The organism is Lutimonas halocynthiae (assembly GCF_030409835.1).
Lineage (GTDB): Bacteria > Bacteroidota > Bacteroidia > Flavobacteriales > Flavobacteriaceae > Lutimonas > Lutimonas halocynthiae.
This window is the reverse complement of the sequence record NZ_JAUFQO010000004.1, coordinates 647,426-672,141: the sequence shown is the minus strand read 5'-3', so window position 1 is coordinate 672,141 and position 24,716 is coordinate 647,426. Positions and strand designations below refer to the sequence as shown.

The following is a 24,716-nucleotide window of genomic DNA, read 5'->3' as shown; positions in this document are numbered from 1 at the left end:
TAAAACCTTTAATAATGAAAAATACTGATTCGAAAAACCCTATTGATGTGTACATCAAAATTGTACTATTATCACTGCTCCTGATGTGGAGTTTTTATATTGTAAGACCTTTTGTAACATTGATTGTCTGGTCGATTATTGTAGCTGTTGCACTCTATCCTTTTTATCAAAAACTTTTGAAAATAACCAAGGGGAAGAAAAAGGGTTTGGTAACCTCTGTATTTATATTGATCCTGGTTGCCTTGATCATTATGCCAACAATTAGTCTGACTAGTTCAATTCTTGATTCTGGTCAAGAGATTTATACAAGTTTTGACGAGGGAACATTGAAGGTGCCACCACCTGCTGAGACAGTTAGAGACTGGCCATTCGTAGGAGAAAAAATTTATGCAACATGGTCAACAGCTTCTAGTGATTTGGAAAAATTTATTGTCAAGTACAAGGATGAAATTGCAAACTCATTAGGGTGGTTTTTTAGCAGTTTTGCAGGCTTGATGGGTTCTGTTGCGCTAGGCTTATTTGCCTTGATATTTGCTGGGGTCTTTATGTCAACTGCTGATGCCGGATATCAATCAGGTGTCCAATTTGCAAATCGCCTGGTAGCTGGAAAGGGAAAAGAATTTATGGATATGTGTGTCAGCACGATTAGAAGTGTTGTTAAAGGAATTCTGTTAGTGGCTATCATTCAGGCTGCCCTATCATATTTAGGTTTTATCGTTATTGGATTACCGGGAGCCAGTCTTTTTGCTTTGTTGGTATTAATTTTTGCAACTGTTCAAATTCCCGCTCTACTTGCTATGATTCCTGCAATTGCTATTGTGTTTTCTTATGCAGATACGACGCCAGCTATCATTTTTACAATCTATGCAGTGCTGGTTGGGGCGTCAGATAATTTCTTAAAACCTATGCTTTTGGGTAAAGGTTTAGCAACGCCAATGTTGGTCATTTTGATCGGTGCACTTGGAGGTATGATGTTACAGGGTATTCTTGGTTTATTTATAGGCCCGGTAGTCCTTGCTTTAGGATATCAGATATACTCCTCGTGGGTTGCTGAAGGAACGGTTGATAGTAAAATTGAAAAAAGTGCCGAAGAATAATGGCATTTAAGAATGGAAAAGCTCCTTTTAGGAGCTTTTTTTATTTTATATCTTCTGTATTATCAAGATCATGCAGCTCTCCAAGTTGTTTTAAGAGATCAAAAGTTTTCTTTGCTTCATCTTCATCTATCATGCTTATTGCTGCGCCAACATGGACCATTACATATTGACCTACTCTGGCTTCAGGAACCATAGTCAGACTAACTTCCTTGATGATGCCGTCAAAAGAAACTTTACCGACCCTGAATATTTCGTCCAGTTCAGCGGTAATCTCAATAAGCTTTCCAGGTATAGATAGGCACATTTTTTTAAGATTTAAATTTGTGATTTTTGCTTTAAATTACTTTGTTCTTTTTTGAGCCACTCATACCAGGTTTCCATTCCTTCGCCCTTGGTAGCTGAAACTTCGAAAAATTCAAGTTTTGGATTGACCTGTAGAGCGTAAGATTTCAATTTATTAAGGTCAAAATCTAAATAGGGTAATAAGTCTATTTTATTGATGATACATATATCAGAACTTAAAAACATGTCGGGATATTTTAAGGGCTTATCCTCGCCCTCAGTTGTACTGATAATTACAACTCTTTTCCGTTCGCCCAAATCGAACATTGATGGACAAACCAAATTACCTACGTTTTCTATCATTAAAACAGATCCGTCTTTAGGCGCTAATTGTTTTACAGCATCATGTACCATATCGCTTTCCAGATGACAGCCCTTACCTGTGTTGATCTGGATTACAGGCACATTAATCGCATCTATGCGATTCGCATCTTGCAGGGTTTGTTGATCACCTTCAATAACTGCAAAATCAAGTTGGTCTTTAAGATCTATTAGCGTTCTTTCCAGAATACTTGTTTTCCCCGAACCAGGGGAACTGACCAGATTAATGACATAAAGTTCTTTTGCTTCAAAAAAACCTCTGTTTCTTGATGCCATTAGGTCATTGTGTTGCAGGATGTCTTGTTGTACTTCTATAACGGTCTTCTTGACATGAACATGTGAATGATCATGTGAATGAGAATGACTATGATCGTGATCATGATTGTGCTCGTGATGAGAGTGCTGATGTGTATGTTCATCATGTGTATGATCATGATGATGGTTGTGATCATGAAGATCTGCCCCAGGTTTTTGTATAGAAATATGCCCGTCAGGACTTCCACATCCACAAGTGCCACACATAATTATTAGATTTTGGATTTATCCAAATATAGCAGTTTGAAATGTCAGGGCATATGATTTTCATCATGTTTGCTTTTTATAGCAAACACGGGGTTTTCTTCGTTAATATTAGGTTTAGATTTTTTTCGAGAAAGTTAGTAGCCTTGTCTAGGTTTAGCAAACCCATTTCACTGGGTTCAAGAGACAGGCCCCATTTTTCGCCTTCAATCCCCATTATAAAAGTAGTAGGCCCCGTCTTATATAATTCGTTTTCTAACCAAAGTATGGTCTCAGGCTCAAGCATGTGAGAAGTGAGCCCGAATCCATTATTTGGTTGGCATGATTTGAAATAGAAGCCGCTCTCGGTAGCTTTTTTGGTGGCATCAATAAAAATTACGGTTCGATAATGAGAAAGCAATTCTGCATCTTCTATCTGTAACTGATACCGAAACAATAAGTCTACATCTAAAAAAATATTTTTAATATAGTCAAGCATTAACCAGCCCAGACCGTCGTCACTTCGACCTGAATTCCCAATTCCGATGACCAGTATATCTTTAGTTCCTTCTTTTGACATCGGTTAAATTTCCAAGATGATCGAATAAAGAAATTTCCAAGGGCATCTGACCCATCGCATGGGTGGCACAGCTAAGACAAGGATCATAGGCCCTAATGGCAACTTCAACTTGATTTAACATTCCTTCACTAACTTTTTGATTGCCATCGATGACTTCATTGGCAACCCATTTGACCGCCTGATTCATAGCCTCGTTGTTATGCGTCGTCGAAACGATAAGGTTACAGCGTGTAATTCTATCCTTTTCGTCTACCTGATAATGGTGGATCAATGTGCCTCTAGGAGCCTCTATAATACCAATTCCTTCACTTCTTCTAACCCCTCTTCTGACAAGGTCATTACTCAAAATATCGTCATCTTCAAGCAGGTCTTTCATGAGTTCTGCACAATGCAGCAGTTCAATCAATCTTGCCCAATGAGAGTACATGGATGCATTATTAGTTTTTCCCAGGGTCGCATTCAAGAATGACAATCTTTCAAATGCAGCAAGTGGCGTAGAAATTCCCTCACAGACATTCATTCTTGCGAGTGGGCCAACTCTGTTCCAGCCCCTTTCTCTGCCGAGATGTTTTAAATATGGAAACTTAAGATAAGACCATTTTTCAACTCCTTCGTAAAAATGATTTTGATAGGTATCAGAATGAATATCATCTAAAGTGATTTTACCTGATGCATCAATGGCCCTCAAATAACCATCATATAATTCCAGGTCACCGGTTGTTTTATTTACCAAACCTAAGTGGCCCGAAGGAAAGGCTGCGAATTGATTAAACCATTCTTGGTTTTTTGAATGGTATACCTTAATGAATTCGATAATTTCTTTAGACCATTCAATCATTGCATCAATTGAAGGTATTTCTTTTCCATTTAGGAAGTAATCTCTTTCTTGTGCGCTTATTTTTTTATGCACGCCTCCCGGAGTTGCCGAGATCCCATGAATTCTTTTACCCGCAATCATTTTGATGATTTCCTGCCCGAATTTGCGCATCAGGATACCTTTTTTTGCTAGTTCAGGATATTCCATTGCTACACTGACAACATTTCTTCTGCTTGGACTTGCATCTGCTCCAAATAAAAGATCGGGAGATGCCAGGTAAAAGAAGTGAAGGGCATGAGATTGGAAAATCTGAGCATAATGCAGGAGCTTTCTGATTTTTTGTGCTGTGATTGACAAATCTTCAGGCTCTAATCCTACAATCTGATCAATGGCTTTTGCTGCCGCCAGGTGATGACTAACGGGGCAAATACCGCACAATCTCTGAACCATGACAGGGGCTTCCCAATAAGGATGGCCCTGAATGAATTTCTCGAATCCTCTAAACTCAACAATATGAAAAAAGGAATCTTTTACTTTATTATTTTCATCAAGGTGAATAGTAACCTTTCCGTGTCCTTCTACTCGCGTAACAGGATCTATGACTATTTTTCGACTCATTTTAAGCTATTTAATCATATTTAAATTCTTCATGCATAACCGGAAATTCCTTACCCAGGAGTATACTTTTTACAACTTTCCAGATATGATTGGCATTTGGAGGACACCCAGGAATGAAGTAATCGATTTTAACCACTTCATTACAGGGATAAACATTATTTAGCAATTTTGGAATGTCTTCGTGATTTGGAATGGTGTTGGCTCCAATTTCACTTGTTACGCCATGAATGTAAGCTTCTTCCAGACAGTCTTTTAAGGAGAAAAAGTTTCTCATAGCAGGAATTCCGCCCATTATAGAACATTCGCCGAATGCGATAAGTATGTCACATTTCTTTCTGAATTCTTTCAGCACTTCTACGTTTTCTGAGTTGGCAACCCCGCCTTCGATTAAACCCACATGGCAGCGCTTGCTGAATTTTTTAATATCGGTGAGGGGTGATTTATTAAACTCGACGATCTCCAATAAATCAATGAGTTCTGTATCGATATCAAGCAGTGACATATGACATCCAAAGCAACCTGCTAAAGAAGTAGTTGCGACTATGAATTTTTCGTCTTCATATTTTAAGGCGCATAATTCTCCCGGATCTGTTTGTTTTGTTTTCCCAAGGATATCATATTTTCTGTCCCCGAAAGGCTGTTTGTAAATCATACCCTTGACGAGAATGGCACCAACCGGACAAAGATTCATAGCGTGTAAAGCTTCAGCTTCAGTAAGTTTTTCTTCTTGCTCATAATCAATATGAACTCTGGTATTCACGCCCCGGTTAACAAACGAAAAGATATCCATTCCATCAGTAGTCTGAATTTCCTCTACACAACGCTTACAGAGGATGCATCTGTTCGCCTCCATGATCATTCTTTTTGGATTAAAATCCACATATTTATTGCTGAATACATGGGGGAAACGTGAAAAGGTTAGGCCCATATCATAAGCAAGATTTTGCAGATCGCAATTGCCACTTTTTTCACAGGAAGGGCAAAAATGGTTGCCTTCGGCGAATAACATTTCAATAATGGCCTTACGCGTATCAATCAGCTCGGGAGTATTGATCTCCACATGCATACCTTCTTTTACTTTGGTAGTGCAACTTGTTGTGAATTTTCCGTTAACCATCACGGTGCATATCCTGCAAGTGCCAAGAGAAGGTTCGATTTCTCTGAAATGACAAAGCGTAGGAATATAGATGCCATTTTTCTTGGCAACATCTACTAGTTTTTTATTTTCCAATACCTGGTATTCGTTACCATCGATATTGATTTTTATCTTTTTATCCATGGACTTTTTCAATTTCATTAATAATGGTATCGTATTCTAGGGTCACATTTTTAATATCAAATGATTTGTTGAAGTCGCTTTTAGCAAGAATACATTTATTAAACTCCTGCGGAAACTTAAGCATAGCCGAAAGCAAGCAGTTCGTGGAGGTTTTCCCTAATCCGCATCGGCTGGATTGTTTTATAATGGTGCTCCATTTTTCAAGATCCTCCAAATCAGATTTTTCTGCATGGCAAAGCATGATCTTTTTTAGTTTCTTAGTAAGTAAAAAATTACCTGTTCTGCAAGGCGCACAGATACCACATGACTCTGAAACAAAAAAGTCGCTAATGTTCTTGAATATCGGCATGAGGTCTCTTTTGTCATTGAAAACCATAAATGAACCGCCGCTTCTCAGGCCTATGGCACTCATTTTTCTAGCGTATTCTATTGGATCTTCCCATTTGAACTGCACCTGTTCAGCTAATAAATTTTCACCGGAGATTTCCCGGTCAAAATCAGCTGCAGAAAGGCATTCTCCGGCATAACCGTTAAACAGAATCATATAAGGGTTTTCGGCTTCAATAAGCTTTAGAAATTGCTTGAGTTTCATTCCCCATTCAATCTCATAAATACCTGGTTTTTTGCAATCACCTGATACACTTAATAATTTGGTTCCTTTTGTGGCTTCAGTCCCAATTTTTAAATATGACTTAAGAGACATATTCAGGATTCTTGGGACGGCGCAAAGGGTTTCAACATTATTGATTATAGTAGGTTTTCCGTATAGTCCTTTTTCTACCGGAAAATACTCTTTAGTTGAAGGTTCTCCTCTCTTGCCTTCCATGGAACTGATTAAAGCAGTTTCTTCTCCACAGACATAGGCTCCTGCACCCATATGGATATGAATATCAAAGTCAAATCCGGTTATGCCCAGAATATTTTTCCCCAGAAATCCTTTGGTCCTGAAATGCTGTATTTCTTCTTGAATTTTATCTCTGAGATAGAAATATTCGGCACGGAGATAGATATAGCCATAAGTGGCTCCAACCGCATAGGCAGCTGCTGCCATTCCTTCAAGCATTAACCCAGGGTGTTTATTCATAAGAACCCGGTCTTTAAAGGTTCCTGGCTCACCTTCATCAGCATTGCAAATGATATATTTTTGATCGGCTATATTATTTTTGCAGAACTCCCATTTCATTCCAGTAGGGAAGAAGGCGCCGCCTCGACCTGATAATTTTGACTTTTTCACTATATCGATGAGCTGATCAGGAGATATTTTTCTTAATTTTTTTAAGCTGGATCCTGGCGTATAGGGCTTAAAAAAAATAGTTTTGTCTTTCGCAGGAGTATACTGGATGTTGTTTTTTGGAAATGTGCTAAGCGATTCAGGATTTGCACCTTTTCTCAATTGACCAATAATATTCTTAACCTTAATTGGAGTTAGATCAGTAAAAGCTTGAAAATTGATCAAAGCAGAAGTTTCCTGGTCGCTTAATCCTATACATGAGGTCTCAAACAAGCCAAATAATTTGTCATCAGTGGTTTCTCCCACAGAGATGCCCAGTTCTTTTTCAAAGGTTTTTTTGACAACATCGTAATTACGTTGCTTAGAAATAATACCGTTGTTCAAATAAATTGTAAAGTTACCCGCGTGTGAGCGGTGATAAAAATGATAGAACGAAACAATGCCTTCCAGTTCTGTTCTGGAAATATGAAATTCACTGGCAATTTTTGTCATGTCATCAGGAGCGATGTACCGTCTTTTTTTTTGAATATCCCATAGAATATCCATCAAAGAGGATTTTGGCGGGGGGTTTTTTGGAGCAGCCATAATCAATAGAAAGTAATGCTAAAATTTACTCAATTAATTGCTTACAATTCATGACAAAAGTCACTCTTTTAAAGATTTATAAATAATTGAGATGTGAAGATTAAAACTGCGAAAGCAACAAAGAGAATGTTAAGTAACTTCAAGTGCTTTTACTCTGAGCTCTTTACCTTGAATAATTCCTTTAAGATAGTTTTGACAGCTCGGACAAGGATCATAAACATGTTCTAAGGAGAAAATGAGATCGCATTCCATGCAGTGACCTTTGCCTTCAATTAGGTCAATTTTTCTGACAGCATTCTCTAATACAGTATCCTTTACAGCACCGGGCCAGACAAAATCCAGGGCATCAAGTTCAATACCCGCTAAACTGCCTATTTCCAACTCGATAAGATCAACTGTCTTCGCACCGGCTTTTTCAGCCTCTGTTTCAGCGATTTTTAGTATCCCCATAACCACTGATAACTCATGCATTGTGATATGTATTTTCTGGTTTAACTTATAAAGATAACAGAAATTTAATCAAAAAACATGATAATAGTCATGGCCTCAGCTATTTAAATATTTTAAATTTAACATCATTATTTTTTTTCACCAACGCATTACACTTAAAATTACTGATATGGCTACAAAAGACGGGCATAGAGAAACCTACTATGAAAGTGCAATAAGAAAGGGTTATAATCGAAGGGATTTTATGAAGTTTGCGGCTTTCATTTCAGCCTATATGGGCTTGGAAAACTCTATGATAGGGCAAGTTGCGAATTCTTTGGAAACCAAACACAGACTTCCAATCATCTGGGAGCATTATCAAGAATGTACTTGTTGCAGTGAGTCATTTATCAGGTCTGATCATCCTATGGTTGCTGATATTATCCTTGACAATATATCTTTGGATTATACAGAAACCCTTATGGCTGCTTCAGGGCATCAGGCAGAGGCTGCCAAACACGATACCATGAAAAAATACCATGGGGAATACATTTTATGTGTTGAAGGATCTGTTCCTATGGGGGCAAACGGAGTGTATTGTACCATTGCAGGTAAAACCGCACTTGAGCATTTAAAAGAAGCAGCTGAAGGTGCAAAGGCTATAATTGCCTGGGGAAGTTGCGCTACTAATGGATGCGTGCAAGGCGCAAAACCAAATCCAACTGGGGCAACTCCAATTCATAAGATTATCAAAAATAAACCCATAATTCAAATGCCTGGCTGCCCACCAATTGGAGAAGCAATGGCGGCATTGATTGTTCACTATGTGACATTTGAAAGATTACCTGAACTTGACAGGTCAGGAAGACCTAAAGCATTTTATGGAAAACGAGTGCACGATACCTGTTACAGAAGGCCTTATTTTGATGCTGGTCTTTTTGCAGAAACATTTGATGATGTTAATGCAAAAGAAGGATATTGTTTATATAAACTTGGTTGCAGAGGACCTTCTACTTACAATGCCTGTGCCAGTATGAAGTGGAATAACGGTACAAGTTTTCCTATTGAATCAGGGCATGGCTGTATAGGATGCAGTGAAGCCAATTTCTGGGATAATGGGCCATTTTATAAACGGATGACCAATGTGCCTGGATTTGGAATAGAAAGTACAGCAGACAAGGTTGGAATAATTGCTACAGGAGCAGTTGCAGCTGGATTGACTGCTCATTCAATTGTAGCGAATGTATCAAAATACAAGGAATTGAAAGGCCGCTATTCGAGAGGTAAAATCAATGAAGAACACTTAGATAAAAACGAAGAAAAATAAATCACCATGGCAAACAGAATAGTTGTAGATCCTATTACCAGGATTGAGGGACATTTAAGGATTGAAGCCGAAATAAAAGATGGAAAAATAGTAGATGCCTATAGCTCGAGTACTATGGTTCGAGGGCTTGAAAACATCGTTAAAGGCAGAGATCCAAGAGATGTCTGGGCCTTTGTGCAAAGAACCTGTGGCGTTTGTACTACAGTACATGCGATCAGTTCGGTAAGAGCAGTTGAAGATGCCTTAGGTATAGCGGTTCCTCCCAATGCTGAAATGGTTCGAAATATCATGGCAGGGGCTTTATATATGCATGATCATGCAGTTCATTTTTACCACCTTCATGCCCTTGATTGGGTAGATGTGGTGAATGCTTTAAGCGCTGATCCTGCAGAAACTTCAAAAATTGCCCAAAGTATTTCCAAGTGGCCCAAAAGTTCTCCTGGTTACTTTAGTGATGTGCAAAAACGAATTCAAAAATTTGTTGACAGTGGTCAGCTAGGCATATTTGCCAATGGCTATTGGGGGCATCCTCAAATGAAATTACCGGCTGCTGTGAATTTACTTGCTGTAGCACATTATCTTGAAGCTTTAGAATGGCAAAAGGAAATTGTCAAAGTACATACTATTCTTGGCGGTAAGAATCCGCATCCAAATTATTTGGTTGGTGGAATGGCTTGTGCCATTAATGAAAACAGTACGGGAGGATTAAATGCAGAGCGTCTGGCCCATATTGGTAAATTATTAAAGCAAGGAAAAGATTTTATTGACCAGGTTTATATTCCTGACCTATTGGCCATTGCTTCATTCTATAAAGATTGGGGTGCAATTGGAAAAGGTGTTGGAAATTATATGTCGTATGGAGATTTCCCGATGAATGGATATGGAGATCCTTCTGGTTTTAAATTTCCACAAGGGGTTATTCTTGACCGAGACCTTTCCAAGATACATGATGTAGATCATCGCAATGGAGATATAGAAGAATTTGTTAATAATTCATGGTACGATAATTATAAAGAAGGAGCCGAATCTGGAAGGCATCCTTGGGAAGGAGAAACCAATATCAATTATTCAGGACCACAACCACCTTATGAACACCTTAATGTTGAGGAAAAATACAGCTTTGTCAAAACCCCGCGCTGGAAAGGTAAGGCCATGGAAGTAGGTCCATTATCGAGATTGCTTGTTGGTTATGGAAGAGGAAATAAAGAAATTCAAGATGTTGTAAATGGCGCATTAACACATTTAGACGTTCCGGTAGAGGCATTGTTTTCAACCTTAGGAAGAACCGCTGCAAGAGGAATTGAGTCGCAACTAGTGGCTAATTGGACAATTGAATTTTATGACCAATTGTTGTTGAATATAAAAAACGGTGACTCACGAATGGCAAATATGGAGCTTTGGGATCCATCAAAATGGCCTTCTGAAGCCAAAGGAGTTGGTTATACAGAAGCCCCTAGAGGAGCTTTAGCACACTGGATTACCATTAAAGATGGGAAAACTGAAAATTACCAGCAGGTAGTTCCTACTACCTGGAATGCTTCTCCACGAGATCCTTCAGGTCAAAGATCAGCTTATGAATCAGCGCTATTGGATACGCCTGTTGCAGATCCTAATCTTCCGCTTGAGATCATCCGGACGGTGCATTCATTTGACCCCTGCCTTGCTTGTGCAGTACATCTTTATGATGAACATGGGAATCACATTTCACGTGTGAGTAATGTAGGTAGTTGTGATATATAATTTATGATTTAGAGTGATGGATACAACATATAGTAAGACTTATGACTTTAAAAGAGTGTTGGTTTGGGAATTACCTGTAAGGATTTTCCACTGGCTTAATGCGCTCTGTATTACTGTTCTTGCGATAACCGGATTTATTATTGCAGACCCGCCAGCTTTGATGTCAACAGCTGAGGCTGTAGATTCATATTGGTTTGGTACGGTAAGAACCATACATTTTGTTACGGCTTATGTGTTTCTTTTAAATGCAATTGTCAGGGTATACTGGGCATTTAATGGAAATTATTATTCTAATTGGAGGGCCTTTTTACCTTTAACCAAACAAAAATGGGACAATATTAAACATGTCTTAAAAGTGGATGTTTTATTACAAAATGAAGAAACTGAGGTGCTGAAAAATATTAGTGTGGGCCATAATTACGTAGCTTCTTTTTCTTATATCATTTTATTCCTTTTAGCCTTGGTACAGATATTTACAGGTTTTGGTCTATACGCACCGACTTCTGGTTGGTGGTTGCCAAAATTGTTTGCATGGGTACCAAGTATATTGGGCGATGAAATGACAACGCGATTTATACATCATATGTCAACGTGGTTATTTATCATATTTACTTTGATTCATGTTTATCTGGTTTTTTACCATGATTGGTTAGAAGGCAGAGGAGAATCATCAGCGATGATAAGTGGTTATAAATTTGTGAGGAAAGAGCGTTTTGAAGATGATGAGCATATTTGAGGAGACTAAATCTCAATGCTTATTTGATTTAGTTGTGTTAGTTAATTTTTAGGCTTGCCATAAAGGGTCATTGTCATTAAACTTTATGGCAAGCCTAATTTTATTAAAAAGAAGAGAATGAAAGATGATCAAAGAGTTCCTGTTGCTATAAGCAGTGATGCTTACTTTTTTGAAAAAGACAAGTCAGAAAGTATATTGATCCTTGGAATAGGAAATTACTTAATGGGTGACGAAGGAGTTGGAGTGCAGTTGATTCAGCATATGAATAACATGCAACTACCATCAAATATTGATATTCTTGACGGTGGTACTGGTGGCTTTTTGCTTTTGAGTTGTATAGAGGCTTATGGACAGATTATATTTGTGGATGCAACTATGGACGGCAAGAAAGAAGGAACAATTTCATTGATCAAGCCTAAGTTTGCATCTGATTTTCCTACAGCTTTAAGTGTGCATGATGTTGGGTTAAAAGACATGATTGAAGCGGTGTATTTATTAGATAAAAAGCCCGAAATTCAATTAATTACAATCACGATTAATGAAATGAAGCCGATGACGCTCGAACTTTCGAATAATGTGGCTCAGGCAATTCCAAAGGCGGTTGATCTTATTCTTGATTTAACGAAAGAGGTTTATGCTAATCATAATTGAGGCTCAGTTTTTTATTAATGAATAAACATGTTAAAAACATATAAAATAGCAATAGGTGGCAGGGTTCAAGGAGTTGGATTTCGCCCATTCGTCAGTAAATTGGCAAGAAGAATGGGGCTATTAGGGTATGTGTCAAATAATGAAAACGGAGTTATTATAATGGTGTCTGGAGAAGCAGATACCATTTGTCATTTTTATACGGACTTAATAGAGAACCCACCGCTATTAGCCAAGATTAAAACGCATCATTATTTAGAGCTAGCATATGTTGAATACAACGCATTCATCATTATTCCCAGTCAGAAAGCGCATAAACTGAACCTGGCTCTTACGCCTGATTTTGGAATTTGTCCGGAGTGCAGGCTTGAGATCTTGGACCCTGTAAACAGGAGGTTTCAATATGCTTTTACGACTTGTGTAAATTGTGGGCCTCGTTGGGCAATTACTGAAAATTTTCCATTTGAAAGAGACCATACTACCATTGCTGCATTTAAGATGTGTCCAACCTGTCTTGCGGAATATGAAGATGGTGACGATCGCAGGTTTCATTCGCAAACAAACAGTTGCCCTGATTGTGGGATTAAAATGGAACTGACAAATAGTGAAGGCATTTCATTAAAAGTATCACAAGCTGCTATTTTTAAGAAAGTCAACGAATTGATTCTAGGAGGAAACATTATTGCAATTAAAAATACAGGAGGATATTTACTCTGTTGTGATGCAACAAATGCTGATGTCGTAAAACGATTAAGATACTTAAAAAGGAGGCCAAAGAAACCTTTTGCCATACTGTATCCATCGCTTGAAATGATGGAAGCTGATCTTAGTCTAGAACCCTTTCAAAAAAAGGAATTATGTAGTGTTGAACGGCCAATAGTTATTGTTTCAAGCAAAGATTATGCCGGAGAAATTGCAATTGATGACATTGCACCCGGACTTCAACAACTTGGTTTAATGCTGCCTTATTCTGGAATATTGGAAATGCTGTCAAAAGAACTGGAAGCCCCTGTTATCGCGACTAGTGGTAATATTCATGGGAGCCCCATTATTAGCGACAAACAGCAGGCCATTGAATCGATTTCAGAAATTGCCGACTTTTTTCTTCATCATGAATTGGCCATTTCAAACCCACAAGATGACTCAGTAGTCAAGTTTAGCGCTAAATACCAGCAGCGCATTCTATTCAGAAGAGCCAGAGGTTTTGCACCTAATTATCTTGAATATGTCAAAGGAAGTGATCAAAAAATACTGGCACTGGGTGGCCATTTAAAGAGTACTATTGCTTTTGCACCCAATGATTATTTATACTTGAGCCAATATTTGGGAAATCTGGATCACTATGAGGTATACAATAGGTTTAAGGAGACCTCAGAATTCTTTCAAGAGCTATTTGATCAGAAACCGGATTGCATACTTGTCGATAAACACCCAGCTTATCTCAGCACGCAATACGGATTAGAATTGTCAATGAAAATTAATGTTCCGGCATACAAAATTCAGCATCATAAGGCTCATTTTGCCTCTGTCTTAGGTGAACATGATTTGTTTGAAGCTGAAGAAGCCGTTTTAGGTGTTGTATGGGATGGGACTGGTTTTGGAGATGATGGTCAAATCTGGGGTGGAGAATTTTTCACTTTTCAGGATGGGCGTATAACCAGATCCGGCCATTTTGAATATTACAACTGGTTGGCAGGAGATAAAATGGCAAAAGAGCCCAGGTTGTCTTTATATGCTTTGAACCAGGATAGCCAGGCAGATTTTTTATACAAGAAATTTACAACTCTAGAAAGAGATATCTATCGTTCATTAAAAAGATCAAATACCTTAGAAACATCTTCGGTAGGACGGTTGTTCGATGCTGTAGCATCTCTATTAGGGATATGCGATATCAATACTTATGAAGGAGAGGGCGCCATATTAATGGAAAATAGTGTGACAGACTACGATTTTGAGCAACTAACCCGATATGTAAGGGTTGGGGCCAATAAAATCGTTTCGACTAATTTGCTTTGGAAGATCCTGTACAATGATTATCTCTCGGGTACTGAGAAAGAAACAATCATCCTCAATTTTTTATACACCCTCGCTCAAACGGTCACAGATATGGCAGCCATTATGGGCTTAAATAAGATAGCCTTAAGTGGAGGTGTTTTTCAGAACACGGTATTAATCGATATGATAAAAGAGTTGTGCAACGACAGATTTGAATTATTTTTGAATATAAATTTGTCGCCCAATGACGAGAACATTTCATATGGGCAAATGATGTATTATTCGAAGCTGTTAGCAAATAAAAAAGAGAAAGAAACTGCTAAAGAAGAGAAGTTTCAAATAAAGCAGGAGAACTAAATGAAATATTTAAGTGAATATAGAAACATTGATGCTACCAAACTGGTACTTGATAACCTTTCAAAATCGGTTACAAGGCCATGGAATATTATGGAAATCTGTGGAGGCCAGACGCATGGCTTGGTAAAAAATGGAATTCTTGAATTACTTCCTGAGCATATTCGCATGATACACGGGCCTGGATGTCCGGTCTGTGTTACGCCTTTACATCTTATTGACAAGGCAATTGAGTTGCTGAATCAGGGCGTTATTGTTTGTTCTTTTGGAGATATGATCAGAGTGCCGGGCAGTCAACAAAGTCTATTGGAAGCAAAGGCTAAAGGAGGAGATTTAAGGATATTGTATTCACCTCTTGAAGCGGTCAATATTGCCAGAAGCAACCCGGATAAGGAAGTTGTGTTTTTTGCAGTTGGTTTTGAAACCACTGCTCCTGCCAATGCTTTGTCAGTACTTCATGCTCAAAAAGAAGGCCTTAAAAATTATTCGATTCTTGTGTCGCATGTGCTGGTGCCACCTGCGATGGAGGCTATATTAGATGATGAATTTAGCAGTATTGATGCTTTTTTAGGAGCAGGTCATGTTTGTGCCATAATGGGATATAAAGAATACCATGCGCTATCTGAAAAGTATCATATTCCGATCATTATTACTGGTTTTGAACCCTTAGACCTGGTACAGGGAATTCAAATGGCTGTCGATCAATTAGAAAGCGGTAATCACAAAGTGGCCAATCAATATGCTAGAGTAGTTAAAGAAGAAGGGAATTTAAATGCCATTCGGATCATCAGACAGGTTTTTGAAATCGGCGATAGAGAATGGAGAGGGATTGGTATGATCCCAAAAAGCGGCTATAAACTCACTAAAGAATTTATAGCATTTGATGCGGAGCGCAAATTTGGAATTCAAGGAATTAAAGTAGATGAGCACCCCAGTTGTATGGCAGGAGAAATCCTTAAAGGCATAAAAAAGCCCATACATTGTCCGGAATTCGGCAAGGGCTGTTCACCTGCTAAGCCATTGGGCGCACCAATGGTTTCTTCTGAAGGGGCCTGCAGTGCCTATTATAATTTTTCACAATATTAATAACTTAGGACTATGGAAACGAGCGAATTTAATAATAGCACTATTAACCTAGGACATGGCAGCGGCGGGATCATGACAAGAGACCTGCTTGATAAAGTAATATTTTCAACTTTTGACAATCCTCTTATAAATCAGAAACACGATGGAGCCATCATAAAGTTTGAAACTGAAATAGCTGTTTCAACAGATAGTTTTGTGATATCTCCTATTTTTTTCAAGGGAGGTAATATTGGTGAGCTGGCTGTGAACGGAACGGTAAATGATGTGGCTATGTGCGGTGCTGTTCCTAAGTACCTATCTCTTGCGTTTATTGTTGAGGAGGGCTTGGAGATGAAGGAATTCATAAAAATTGTAGAATCCGTGAAAGAAGCCGCTGATAAAAGTGGGGTTCAGATCATTACAGGCGATACAAAGGTTGTAGAGCGTGGTAAAGGGGATAAGATATTTATCAATACCACCGGATTTGGAGCCGTGCATCCCAAAGCTAAAATTGCCACCGGAAATATCAAGATTGGAGATAAGATCATCGTGAATGGAAATTTGGCACAGCATGGAATGGCTATCATGTCAGAAAGAGAAGGCTTGGAGTTTGAATCGACAATTGAAAGTGATACGACAAATGTCAACCACCTCGTTTTAGAATTGTTAGATGCTTTTGGGGAAAAAATTCATCTTTTCAGGGATCCAACCAGAGGAGGTATGGCCAGCGTATTATCTGAAATAGCAGTAGATATAGACATGGGAGTGAAATTGGTTGAGAATGACCTGCCCATAGAAAAACAAGTTGCAGCGGCCTGTGAAATTTTAGGATTGGATCCTCTTTATGTTGCAAATGAAGGGGTATTCATCAGTATAGTGGATGAAAGTATTGCAGATGAGCTACTGGCGCTGATGAGAAAGCATCCCAAAGGAAAAAACGCAACCTGTGTAGGTCATATCACTGCAGAGCATCCCAAGAAAGTAGTGATGAAAAGTGGTATAGGAGGGGCAAGAATGGTAAGCCCTTTGATTGGCGAACAGCTGCCTAGAATATGTTAGGTTTGATTTTGATTATCCCTGACCAATAATCCAATAGATTCCAATAAGTATGGCAAATACACCACCTGTTAGGCGAATACCTTTATAGAGATTTTGACTATGTTCATTTTTGGCAAAGGCTGCTATTTTTCCTACAATCAATGAAAATAAACTCATAGCGATTATTATTCCCAAAATGAAACCGGTTATATACATACCTGCCGCTAAATTATCTTCAAATCCCAAAATTGGAATGAATAAAATAAAGTGGGCAATCCCTGCTAAACCATGAAGGACTCCAATTGAAAAAGAAGCAAAAAAACCTTGTTTTTCTTGTGGCGGATGCACGTGGTCATGACTCGGGTTATGGCTGTGTTCGTGAGGGTGTTTATGAATTAAGGGCTGGGTTTCACTATGAATATGAAGATGCTTATGGTGTGACTCTGATCTAAAGACTTTGACAAAAGCCCAAACACCTATAATTACTAACACGAAACCAACAAGTTGTTCGCTGTAATTTGAGATTTGTTCGATGGGAATGAGCTCCTTAAAGAATAAAAATAATAGGCCAATCAACAGCATTCCAAAAATATGGCCCAGACCCCAGAATAATCCAATCTTCCAGGCTTTTCTTTTGGCTTCAATAGCAAAAGGTAAGACAGCGGCAATGTGATCAGGCCCCATAATTACATGAAGCATGGACGCCAGTAAACCAGCAAAAAAAGGGAATGTCATGTCAAGATAAATATTTGATTATTTATATATACAGTAGAGGTTCAAGACATCATTACACTATCAAATTTACAATTAAATATTTAAAAATTAAAGTGATTAGAGGAGATAGTTTCATAAAAAAAAACAAGCTAAAAAGTATGGCTATAAAGAAAATAGACCGGCGCGAAATTCAAAAACCTTGTAGCAAAAAACAGCTAAGAAGATGATGCTTACAAATAGTTTCATAGTAGTCGAAGCAAGAAATCCGACAAACGACCCGAAAGCTGACTTAAGGGCTCTTTTAAGGTCTTTAGGATTGTGAATGAGTTCTCCAATTAAGGCACCTACAAAAGCGCCTATAACAAAGCCAAGTGGTATGGGTAAAATAAGGCCAATGATCAAGCCCAACGTGGCTCCGGTAGCTCCCTTTTTAGATCCTCCAAATTTTTTGGCTCCTAAACCAGGGATGATATAATCCAGAATTAAAATAATTAGGGCTATGCCAAATGTAACACCGAGCCAGTAATAATTCATTGGAATTGTTTTTGTCAGAAATAGTAGTAAAATGCCAAACCAGCCAGTGAGTGGGCCGGGTAAAACAGGAAGGACTGAACCCACAATTCCGAGTACAACGAGAACAAAACCAAAAAGAACTAATATCAAATCCATAAGCGAATGTAATAGAAACTTTTTAAACGATATAATTTATCATATGAAGCAAGTGTTTAAGGCGCATTGCTGATAGTATTAACAATTTGTCCAAGTTTTGTACAAAGGAGATGGATTTTCAAAAATATTTGTACATTCACATGGTATAAGCGAATACAATGTTTATTAGGCTGATCATCTTCATATCCATAATAATGGTAACGAATTCCTGTGATTTTATATCACCTAAAAAGACGACTCTAATAAACACCGAACTGGCAAATTCAACAATTGACTTTAACGATGTTGATGTGTACCCTCTTTTTATGGATTGCAATAATTGCGATACGAGTGAAAAACAGAATCTTTGTTTTGAAATGGAACTGATCAGACGCTTGCAAAAATTGACGAGTAAAACAGTATTAGACGCCACAGGGAAAGTTAATGATACGGTATTGGTTGATATCCTTGTAAACACCCAGGGGGAAATATCAATTGTCAAGATTCATAAAAATGAGATTGTCGCTGAGCAAATCCCTGAGCTCGACAGCTTATTGTATAAAAGTATTGCTTCGCTTCCGGCGGCGGTTCAACCTTCTCTCAAAAGAGGGATTCCTGTAAATTCGATGTTTAAATTGCCTATCCTCGTTTCAGTCAAGGAATAATTTCGATTAATATTTTCTTTCTTTCCATGTATAGTTTTTCTTAAAAGAAAGTAACACAACAAGTACTGTAAAAAAGGGATATAATAAACTGCTGAGAAAATACGACTGCATCTGTTCCTTCTGATTGAAAAAACCTGCCGTTTTATACAGAAGCACAAAATCAATATTGAATTTTAATAGAAACAGAAATCCAAAATGTAACCAGGGTATATTCCCATTCAAGGCTAAAAAGAAGCCCGTAAGAAGGCTGAAGTTGGTGAGAAAAACTAAAACGCCAACGAGTTTGGAAAAAATGTGTTTATAGGCTACTGTTTTAGAGGCCCATCTTACCCTTTGCTGTAAAAGTTCTTTTAAAGTGTTTTTTGAAGTTGTCAAGACCACAGCATCATTTGACTTGAGGAATTCAACCTTTTTTGGAAATTCAGCATACATTTTTTCGAGAAGGAATACGTCATCTCCGCTCGCGATATGTTCATTTCCTTGGAAACCATTCACTTGAACAAAACTTTCTTTTTGATAACAAAGGTTTGCTCCGTTACATAAAAACGGTTGCACAAAATCGTGATTTTTCAGACCGAAAACACCCATAGTTGTTGCTTGCAGACTTAAAAAATCTAAAGCTTGAAATTTATGAATAAACCCCGTTTCAGCTTCATAACTTACTGGAGCTACGACCATCTTTGGAGATGCTAGCCTGATGAAATTATCAAAAGCATTCAGCCAATTCTTTGGAACAATACAATCTGCATCTGTTGTTATGATCCACGGATATGATGCCAGCTCAATTCCTTGATTGAGGGCTTCTTTTTTTGGGGAAGTACTGTTGCCTGTTTTAGAGATTAACAGAATGTTCAGTTCGGGATGCTGTTCTTTAAACAGCTGAATAATATTGCTGGAGCCGTCATTAGAATTGTCATCGATTAAAATGATTTCGAATCGATCAGGGTGATAATCTAAGGTATCAATGCTTTTCAGTAATCTGGGTAAACCCTTCTCTTCGTTTCTAAATGGAACCAGAATTGAAAAATAAGTTTCAGGATTTGAATAATCGATAACAGGCACTTCTAATTTGTCAAAACCCCTACTCAAAAAAAGAATTAAAATGGAATAGAAAACGCATATGATTAGTATTGGAAATATCATTTCGAAACCTTGCTTTCATTCAGCGTTAATTGCTTGCTGTTAAATGTTAACACGTAAAAACTTCCCACTATGGCAGGAATGGCAAAATTTAGAATCCACATTGAAGCAGTGATACTAAGAATGATGATCTCGTTAATTCCAAAAAAGCGAAATAATGTAACGGCAACAGATCCTTTAACCAACCAATCGAAAAGTACAAACCCAGGAATTATCGAGGAAATCAAATACATTGAAAATATTACTGGCATAACTATGAAATAATCCATTTCTACACCAAAAAATAGAAGAAAAAAGTAGAACTGATGTGAAAAAACAAAATATCTGACCAGAGAAAATAAGAATGTTTTTTTATGAATTACACTTGGGACATTTCGCAGATCAAGAAGTATTTTTTGAATAGAAAGTGTCCATTTCTTATTGATGAAAACAACAGAAAATAAAACAATAAATGCGATAATGCCAAATATGATTAACCCTGAAACCGGAATTGGAATTTGTACAATAAAATCTTTTAAAAAGAAAAACCCAAGGCTTCCAAGAAGGATAGTAATAAACATTTGATATGCATTGCCCATGAAGTTTAATAACAACACTTTTGGCCTTTGTTCTTTTTTAAAATAAACCGCTTTTGCACCATACTCTCCAATCCTGTTTGGCGTAATGAGAGAAGCTGTGAGCGATGCAAGACTTTGCTCAGCCGAAGTCTTAAGGGAAATATTTTTGATTGTCACAACCAATGACTGCCATTTTTTAATTTCAAGTACCCAGTTCACTACAGTTAGCAGTAATAGAAAAATGAGAAACGATACACCTGTTGATCCTAAAGATTCAATTCTTTCAGACCATAAAAAATTACTGAAATGATCATTGTTCAATAGCTTATCGGAAATGACATAATAAGCCCCGGTAATGATCAGGACTTTAATTAAAAACACTAAACTCGAAAAGTATTTTTGCAAGATATTGTACATTTACACAAAGAAACAAAATATCATTCTGATATTTACACACAACCTTCAAAAGAATCAAATTTGCCAAAAGAGAAGATCATATTAGGAATTGACCCTGGAACTACCATTATGGGTTATGGCCTTATTAAGGTTGTAGATAAAAAAATGTCATTCATGCAATTGAACGAATTGATGTTGACAAAATATAGTGATCACTATACCAAACTGAAATTGATCTTTGAAAGAACTATCGAACTCATAGACACTTACCATCCGGATGAAATAGCCATTGAGGCACCATTTTTTGGCAAGAATGTGCAATCTATGTTGAAGTTAGGGCGAGCTCAGGGTGTTGCTATGGCAGCAGGTTTGTCGAGAGAAGTAAGTATTACTGAGTACTCTCCTAAAAAAATTAAGATGGCCATTACCGGAAACGGAAATGCTTCGAAAGAACAAGTGGCTAAGATGTTACAGAGTCTTTTAGGCTTAAAAGAACTTCCTAAAAATCTTGATGCCACTGATGGATTGGCAGCAGCTGTTTGTCATTTTTATAATGAAGGCAAGATAGAAACAGGAAAAAGCTATTCTGGATGGGGTTCTTTTGTTAAGCAAAATGAAAAAAGAATTGGTTGACATGTATGGCGAATATTGATTTCCTTATACTTGAAGGAATGTTTTTCGAAACTATTTTTTATATTTGAGTATGCTAAAGTCCCCTTCTCTTTAACAACCTTCGATCAATGTCTTAAGATATCAGTGTTTTATTCGGTATATTAAAGATAGGAGCATTCTTACGTGTTATGGGACTATTGTGCATTGCCCTGTTTTTTTTATAACATTGCAACTTAATCGCTCTTTTTAAAAATGCATTTTTTTTATCATTTTTATTCATGAAATTATATATTTGTTTACTTGAATAAGACAATTTTACCCATACAGCCTAGCCCAATCATTTCCTATTTTAGGGTAGGTAGATTATTGTATGCTTCACTGATACTATTTATAATAGAATCATGGATCTATGGCGTGCAGCTCATGAAATCAATTAGTTCTGGATCAGTTTTTTGGATTGTGTTTTGGACCCTATTTTTTCTGTTTTCGTTTGTTCACATATATTTGGTTATCATGGATGGCTGGTCGCGTTACCAGAATTATAAACGTATAAAGGATCAATTTTTTATCCATGGTTTTAATAAGAAAATCACACTCATTTATATAGGTTCCAAATGTCAGCGTATGGCTGCAGAAACAGCTGCAGAAGAATTAGGAATTAAAGACCAAGTACAACAATGCTATCGTGATTTTGGTGTAAAATGGTACCATTACCTTCCTTATTTTATGGTAAAGGAGCCGTTCTTTCTGTTCAAAAAAATGTTTTGGTCGCGCACTTTTCTGGAAGAATTCTACAAACCTAAATTTGATTACCGGGCTATCGTCAAATCGCAAATAGTATGATTTACTGCGAACGAGTGCATAAAAAGTATGGTAAAGTAAGAGCCCTTCATAACGTTAGTATTTCGTGTGGAAAGGGAGAAATTTTGGGTTTGGTAGGCGCAAATGGAGCGGGTAAAACGACCTTGTTTAAAATTTTACTCGGATTAGTTACTGCCGATAGTGGTGAGGTTGAAATAGCTGGCGACGGCCCAAAAAAGATTGGAGGGATTATCGAAAAGCCAGCACTTTATCCTTACTTAAATGCACATGAAAACCTGCGATTATTTGCAAAAATGCAAGGGGCAGATTTCTCAAAAATCGCTATAGAAGCTTCCCTAGAACAAGTTGGTTTACCTTTAAATAGAACAGACCCGGTTCGTAATTTTTCTATGGGAATGAAACAACGCTTGGGTATTGCTGTTGCCCTTCTTAATGACCCTTCTTGTTTGTTGTTGGACGAGCCTTTTTCAGGTTTAGACCCGCTAGGTATTGAAGCACTAAAACAACTTATTTTAGACCTGACACAGCAGACCCAAATGACCATATTAATTTCTTCTCACATCATTGATGTGTTAAGTACGGTTTGTACGAATTTATCAATAATTCATAATGGAGAGATTGTACAAACAGGAGCGACCAGCACAATTCTGGCTGCTTGCACTAAAAGTTATTCTTTATGCGGAAGCGATATTCATAAAGCATCTTTTTTAAGCGACTATGATACGGTTTCGAATGGAGATTGTATGACTATTTCGGCATCAGCTACCGAAATCTCTGAAATCATATTTAAATTATCACAGCAGCAAATAGCAATCACTTCTTGTAGGCCTGTACTTGACTTGCAACAACTATTTAATCCGAAGGAGAAATGATGCGACTACTTTATATTGAAACCTATAAATTGTTTCGTCAAAGCCGCACCTATTATGCAATTTTGGCCCTCTTTTTTATTGAAGCCATCGTACTATTAAGTGCTTATTATCAAGGCACAGGAATTATTGATATTGTGTTGGCCAATTTGAAGGATACATTCTATTTTCAAGGCAAGCTGCTTAACGGGAACTTGATCATATACTTTATACTCAACTCCTTTTGGTTTCATGTACCCTTACTATGCATGATAATTGTATCTGGCATGCTTACAACCGAATATCAAGAAAAAACTTTAGAAACGGTACTAATGCAACCTGTTGTGAAGTGGAAATACCTATTAGCGAAATATATCGTTGCCAGTTTATTTACCATTTTTTTAGTGCTACTATTGGCCTTAACGTCCTTTATATTGTCGTACGGAATTTTTGGAAAAGGAGACTTAGTGGTCTATACCAACGGACTCACTTTTTTTGAACACGATGATGCCTTCAATAGATTGGTGTATGCTTTTTTATTCGGAACCCTTTCTTTGGTATTCTTTTCTGTGGTAAGTTTAACCCTTGCGGTGATGCTCAAAGAAAGTTTTAAAACTTGGATTGTGGCTGCGTTGTTTTTGATCGTTTCTACATTATTATTGAAAATAGACTTAGGTAATGATGTATGGAACCAGATAGCCTTTTTTAAATTGAACAATACCTGGCAGTATTTTTTTAACCACAACATTGAATGGAATACGATTATAATCAATTCGGTCTTGATGGGTCTTTATATTTTAGTGACGATGCTTGTGGGGCTATTTTTATTTCAGAAAAAAGACATTGGATGAAACTACATGGAATACTTTTACTGTTTTTATATGCTGCTAATGGCTTTTCTCAAACAGCTGAAGAACAGGTACTTTTCGTTAAATCTAGACTGGATAGTATTGAAACCTTTCAAGCGGATATAAAGCTACATGTGGATATTTCATTCATTAAAATGCCAGATAAGGAAGCACTGGCAGTTTTTAAAAAGGGTGAAGATTTGGTCATCGAATCTGAAGATTTTGTACTAATTCCCAAACGAGGATTAGACTTGTCGTTTAGTGAACTGTTTGAGTATCCATTTATGGTAGTAGACAGAGGTGAAGTAGAAGGGCAGTCAACATCGCTATTGGCAATTTCTATTTTACCATCAGATAATAAGGCAGATTTTAGTGTGGCCAATTTGCATATAGATACCCAGAAGCAACGCATCACTTGGGCCGAAATCAACACTAAAAAAGACGGTGCTTATACACTGAGGCTCACATACCCAGATAGCCAGGCTATACTTCCAACCAAATTGGACGTTTCATTTGAAATGGACCGCATCAGGATTCCACTTAATTTTGCGGGCAGCGATGTCTCGATTGACCGCAAAAAGATTCGGGAAGCCGATCAGAAAACAGGAAAAATTAGACTTGCATTAGAATACAGAAGTATTGAAAAAACCCAATAATTTAGGCTTATTCATGTGTTTAAACGGTGTTTTTAATCGTGCGGAATGTTATTTTTTAAACACTTCCGGTAAAATTTATAGGTAGTGAGCAATCTAATAGCTTTTTTCCA

Annotated in this window: 25 protein-coding genes; 14 read left to right on the top strand and 11 right to left on the bottom strand. The window is 37.5% G+C overall.

What is annotated here, in order from left to right:
* Positions 1-14: 14 nt before the first annotated feature.
* Positions 15-1,097, top strand: coding sequence for an AI-2E family transporter (locus QWY87_RS08815; RefSeq protein WP_290290358.1), 1,083 nt, complete (start codon positions 15-17; stop codon positions 1,095-1,097).
* A gap of 40 nt (positions 1,098-1,137) precedes the next feature.
* On the opposite strand, the gene QWY87_RS08810 is transcribed toward QWY87_RS08815, so the two are convergent.
* The 7 genes from QWY87_RS08810 to QWY87_RS08780 form a co-directional block, all read right to left on the bottom strand.
* Entirely contained in the window at positions 1,138-1,401 is a 264-nt protein-coding gene (locus QWY87_RS08810) for a HypC/HybG/HupF family hydrogenase formation chaperone (RefSeq protein WP_290290357.1), read from the bottom strand.
* A gap of 11 nt (positions 1,402-1,412) precedes the next feature.
* Complete coding sequence (gene hypB, locus QWY87_RS08805) at positions 1,413-2,282, bottom strand: hydrogenase nickel incorporation protein HypB (protein ID WP_290290355.1); 870 nt, start codon at positions 2,280-2,282, stop codon at positions 1,413-1,415.
* 76 nt (positions 2,283-2,358) lie between these two features.
* Positions 2,359-2,838, bottom strand: coding sequence for a hypothetical protein (locus tag QWY87_RS08800; RefSeq protein ID WP_290290353.1), 480 nt, complete (start codon positions 2,836-2,838; stop codon positions 2,359-2,361).
* The gene (locus QWY87_RS08795; RefSeq protein ID WP_290290352.1) at positions 2,819-4,273 is read right to left on the bottom strand and encodes a Ni/Fe hydrogenase subunit alpha; all 1,455 of its coding nucleotides are present in this window, start codon (positions 4,271-4,273) and stop codon (positions 2,819-2,821) included. Before QWY87_RS08795 ends, QWY87_RS08800 begins: the two co-directional genes overlap by 20 nt.
* Positions 4,274-4,283: 10 nt before the next feature.
* Positions 4,284-5,552, bottom strand: coding sequence for an NADH-quinone oxidoreductase subunit B family protein (locus QWY87_RS08790; protein ID WP_290290350.1), 1,269 nt, complete (start codon positions 5,550-5,552; stop codon positions 4,284-4,286).
* Complete coding sequence (locus QWY87_RS08785) at positions 5,545-7,368, bottom strand: NAD(P)H-dependent oxidoreductase subunit E (protein ID WP_290290348.1); 1,824 nt, start codon at positions 7,366-7,368, stop codon at positions 5,545-5,547. The genes QWY87_RS08790 and QWY87_RS08785 overlap by 8 nt, the downstream gene beginning before the upstream one ends.
* A 129-nt stretch (positions 7,369-7,497) precedes the next feature.
* The gene (locus QWY87_RS08780; protein WP_290290346.1) at positions 7,498-7,839 is read right to left on the bottom strand and encodes a hydrogenase maturation nickel metallochaperone HypA/HybF; all 342 of its coding nucleotides are present in this window, start codon (positions 7,837-7,839) and stop codon (positions 7,498-7,500) included.
* 148 nt (positions 7,840-7,987) lie between these two features.
* Between QWY87_RS08780 and QWY87_RS08775 the strand changes: the two genes are divergently transcribed.
* The 7 genes from QWY87_RS08775 to hypE all read left to right on the top strand — a co-directional run bounded on the left by QWY87_RS08775 (position 7,988) and on the right by hypE (position 16,721).
* Positions 7,988-9,124 (top strand): hydrogenase small subunit, encoded by a 1,137-nt coding sequence (locus tag QWY87_RS08775; RefSeq protein ID WP_290290345.1) that lies wholly within the window; start codon positions 7,988-7,990, stop codon positions 9,122-9,124.
* Between the two features lie 6 nt (positions 9,125-9,130).
* The gene (locus QWY87_RS08770; RefSeq protein WP_290290344.1) at positions 9,131-10,864 is read left to right on the top strand and encodes a nickel-dependent hydrogenase large subunit; all 1,734 of its coding nucleotides are present in this window, start codon (positions 9,131-9,133) and stop codon (positions 10,862-10,864) included.
* A 16-nt stretch (positions 10,865-10,880) separates the two neighbouring features.
* Entirely contained in the window at positions 10,881-11,600 is a 720-nt protein-coding gene (gene cybH / locus QWY87_RS08765) for a Ni/Fe-hydrogenase, b-type cytochrome subunit (protein WP_290290342.1), read from the top strand.
* A 117-nt stretch (positions 11,601-11,717) separates the two neighbouring features.
* A complete protein-coding gene (locus QWY87_RS08760; RefSeq protein WP_290290341.1) occupies positions 11,718-12,251 on the top strand; it encodes a hydrogenase maturation protease in 534 nt (177 codons plus the stop codon).
* Between the two features lie 27 nt (positions 12,252-12,278).
* Positions 12,279-14,600, top strand: a complete 2,322-nt coding sequence (gene hypF, locus QWY87_RS08755) for a carbamoyltransferase HypF (RefSeq protein WP_290290339.1) — start codon at positions 12,279-12,281, stop codon at positions 14,598-14,600.
* Positions 14,601-15,683 carry a hydrogenase formation protein HypD gene (gene hypD / locus QWY87_RS08750; RefSeq protein ID WP_290290337.1) on the top strand — a complete coding sequence of 361 codons (1,083 nt, stop codon included), beginning with the start codon at positions 14,601-14,603 and terminating at the stop codon, positions 15,681-15,683.
* 12 nt (positions 15,684-15,695) lie between these two features.
* Positions 15,696-16,721 (top strand): hydrogenase expression/formation protein HypE, encoded by a 1,026-nt coding sequence (gene hypE / locus QWY87_RS08745; protein ID WP_290290336.1) that lies wholly within the window; start codon positions 15,696-15,698, stop codon positions 16,719-16,721.
* A 12-nt stretch (positions 16,722-16,733) separates the two neighbouring features.
* On the opposite strand, the gene QWY87_RS08740 is transcribed toward hypE, so the two are convergent.
* Together QWY87_RS08740 and QWY87_RS08735 are read right to left on the bottom strand one after the other, a co-directional pair.
* Complete coding sequence (locus tag QWY87_RS08740; RefSeq protein ID WP_290290334.1) at positions 16,734-17,435, bottom strand: urease accessory protein UreH domain-containing protein; 702 nt, start codon at positions 17,433-17,435, stop codon at positions 16,734-16,736.
* Between the two features lie 141 nt (positions 17,436-17,576).
* Positions 17,577-18,083, bottom strand: a complete 507-nt coding sequence (locus QWY87_RS08735; RefSeq protein WP_290290332.1) for a DUF456 domain-containing protein — start codon at positions 18,081-18,083, stop codon at positions 17,577-17,579.
* A gap of 194 nt (positions 18,084-18,277) precedes the next feature.
* On the opposite strand from QWY87_RS08735, the gene QWY87_RS08730 reads away from it, so the two are divergent.
* The gene (locus QWY87_RS08730; RefSeq protein WP_290290331.1) at positions 18,278-18,727 is read left to right on the top strand and encodes a hypothetical protein; all 450 of its coding nucleotides are present in this window, start codon (positions 18,278-18,280) and stop codon (positions 18,725-18,727) included.
* A 6-nt stretch (positions 18,728-18,733) separates the two neighbouring features.
* On the opposite strand, the gene QWY87_RS08725 is transcribed toward QWY87_RS08730, so the two are convergent.
* Positions 18,734-19,870, bottom strand: coding sequence for a glycosyltransferase family 2 protein (locus QWY87_RS08725; protein WP_494337526.1), 1,137 nt, complete (start codon positions 19,868-19,870; stop codon positions 18,734-18,736).
* Positions 19,867-20,829, bottom strand: coding sequence for a lysylphosphatidylglycerol synthase domain-containing protein (locus QWY87_RS08720; RefSeq protein ID WP_290290327.1), 963 nt, complete (start codon positions 20,827-20,829; stop codon positions 19,867-19,869). The genes QWY87_RS08725 and QWY87_RS08720 overlap by 4 nt, the downstream gene beginning before the upstream one ends.
* A gap of 72 nt (positions 20,830-20,901) precedes the next feature.
* On the opposite strand from QWY87_RS08720, the gene ruvC reads away from it, so the two are divergent.
* From ruvC to QWY87_RS08695, 5 genes are all read left to right on the top strand, one after another.
* Complete coding sequence (gene ruvC / locus QWY87_RS08715; RefSeq protein WP_290290961.1) at positions 20,902-21,453, top strand: crossover junction endodeoxyribonuclease RuvC; 552 nt, start codon at positions 20,902-20,904, stop codon at positions 21,451-21,453.
* A gap of 279 nt (positions 21,454-21,732) precedes the next feature.
* Positions 21,733-22,275: a hypothetical protein gene (locus tag QWY87_RS08710; RefSeq protein ID WP_290290325.1), complete on the top strand. Its 543-nt coding sequence runs from the start codon at positions 21,733-21,735 to the stop codon at positions 22,273-22,275.
* Positions 22,272-23,126: an ABC transporter ATP-binding protein gene (locus tag QWY87_RS08705; RefSeq protein ID WP_290290323.1), complete on the top strand. Its 855-nt coding sequence runs from the start codon at positions 22,272-22,274 to the stop codon at positions 23,124-23,126. The genes QWY87_RS08710 and QWY87_RS08705 overlap by 4 nt, the downstream gene beginning before the upstream one ends.
* Positions 23,123-23,953 (top strand): ABC transporter permease, encoded by an 831-nt coding sequence (locus QWY87_RS08700; protein ID WP_290290321.1) that lies wholly within the window; start codon positions 23,123-23,125, stop codon positions 23,951-23,953. Before QWY87_RS08705 ends, QWY87_RS08700 begins: the two co-directional genes overlap by 4 nt.
* Entirely contained in the window at positions 23,950-24,606 is a 657-nt protein-coding gene (locus QWY87_RS08695; protein WP_290290319.1) for a hypothetical protein, read from the top strand. Before QWY87_RS08700 ends, QWY87_RS08695 begins: the two co-directional genes overlap by 4 nt.
* Positions 24,607-24,716 lie beyond the last annotated feature (110 nt).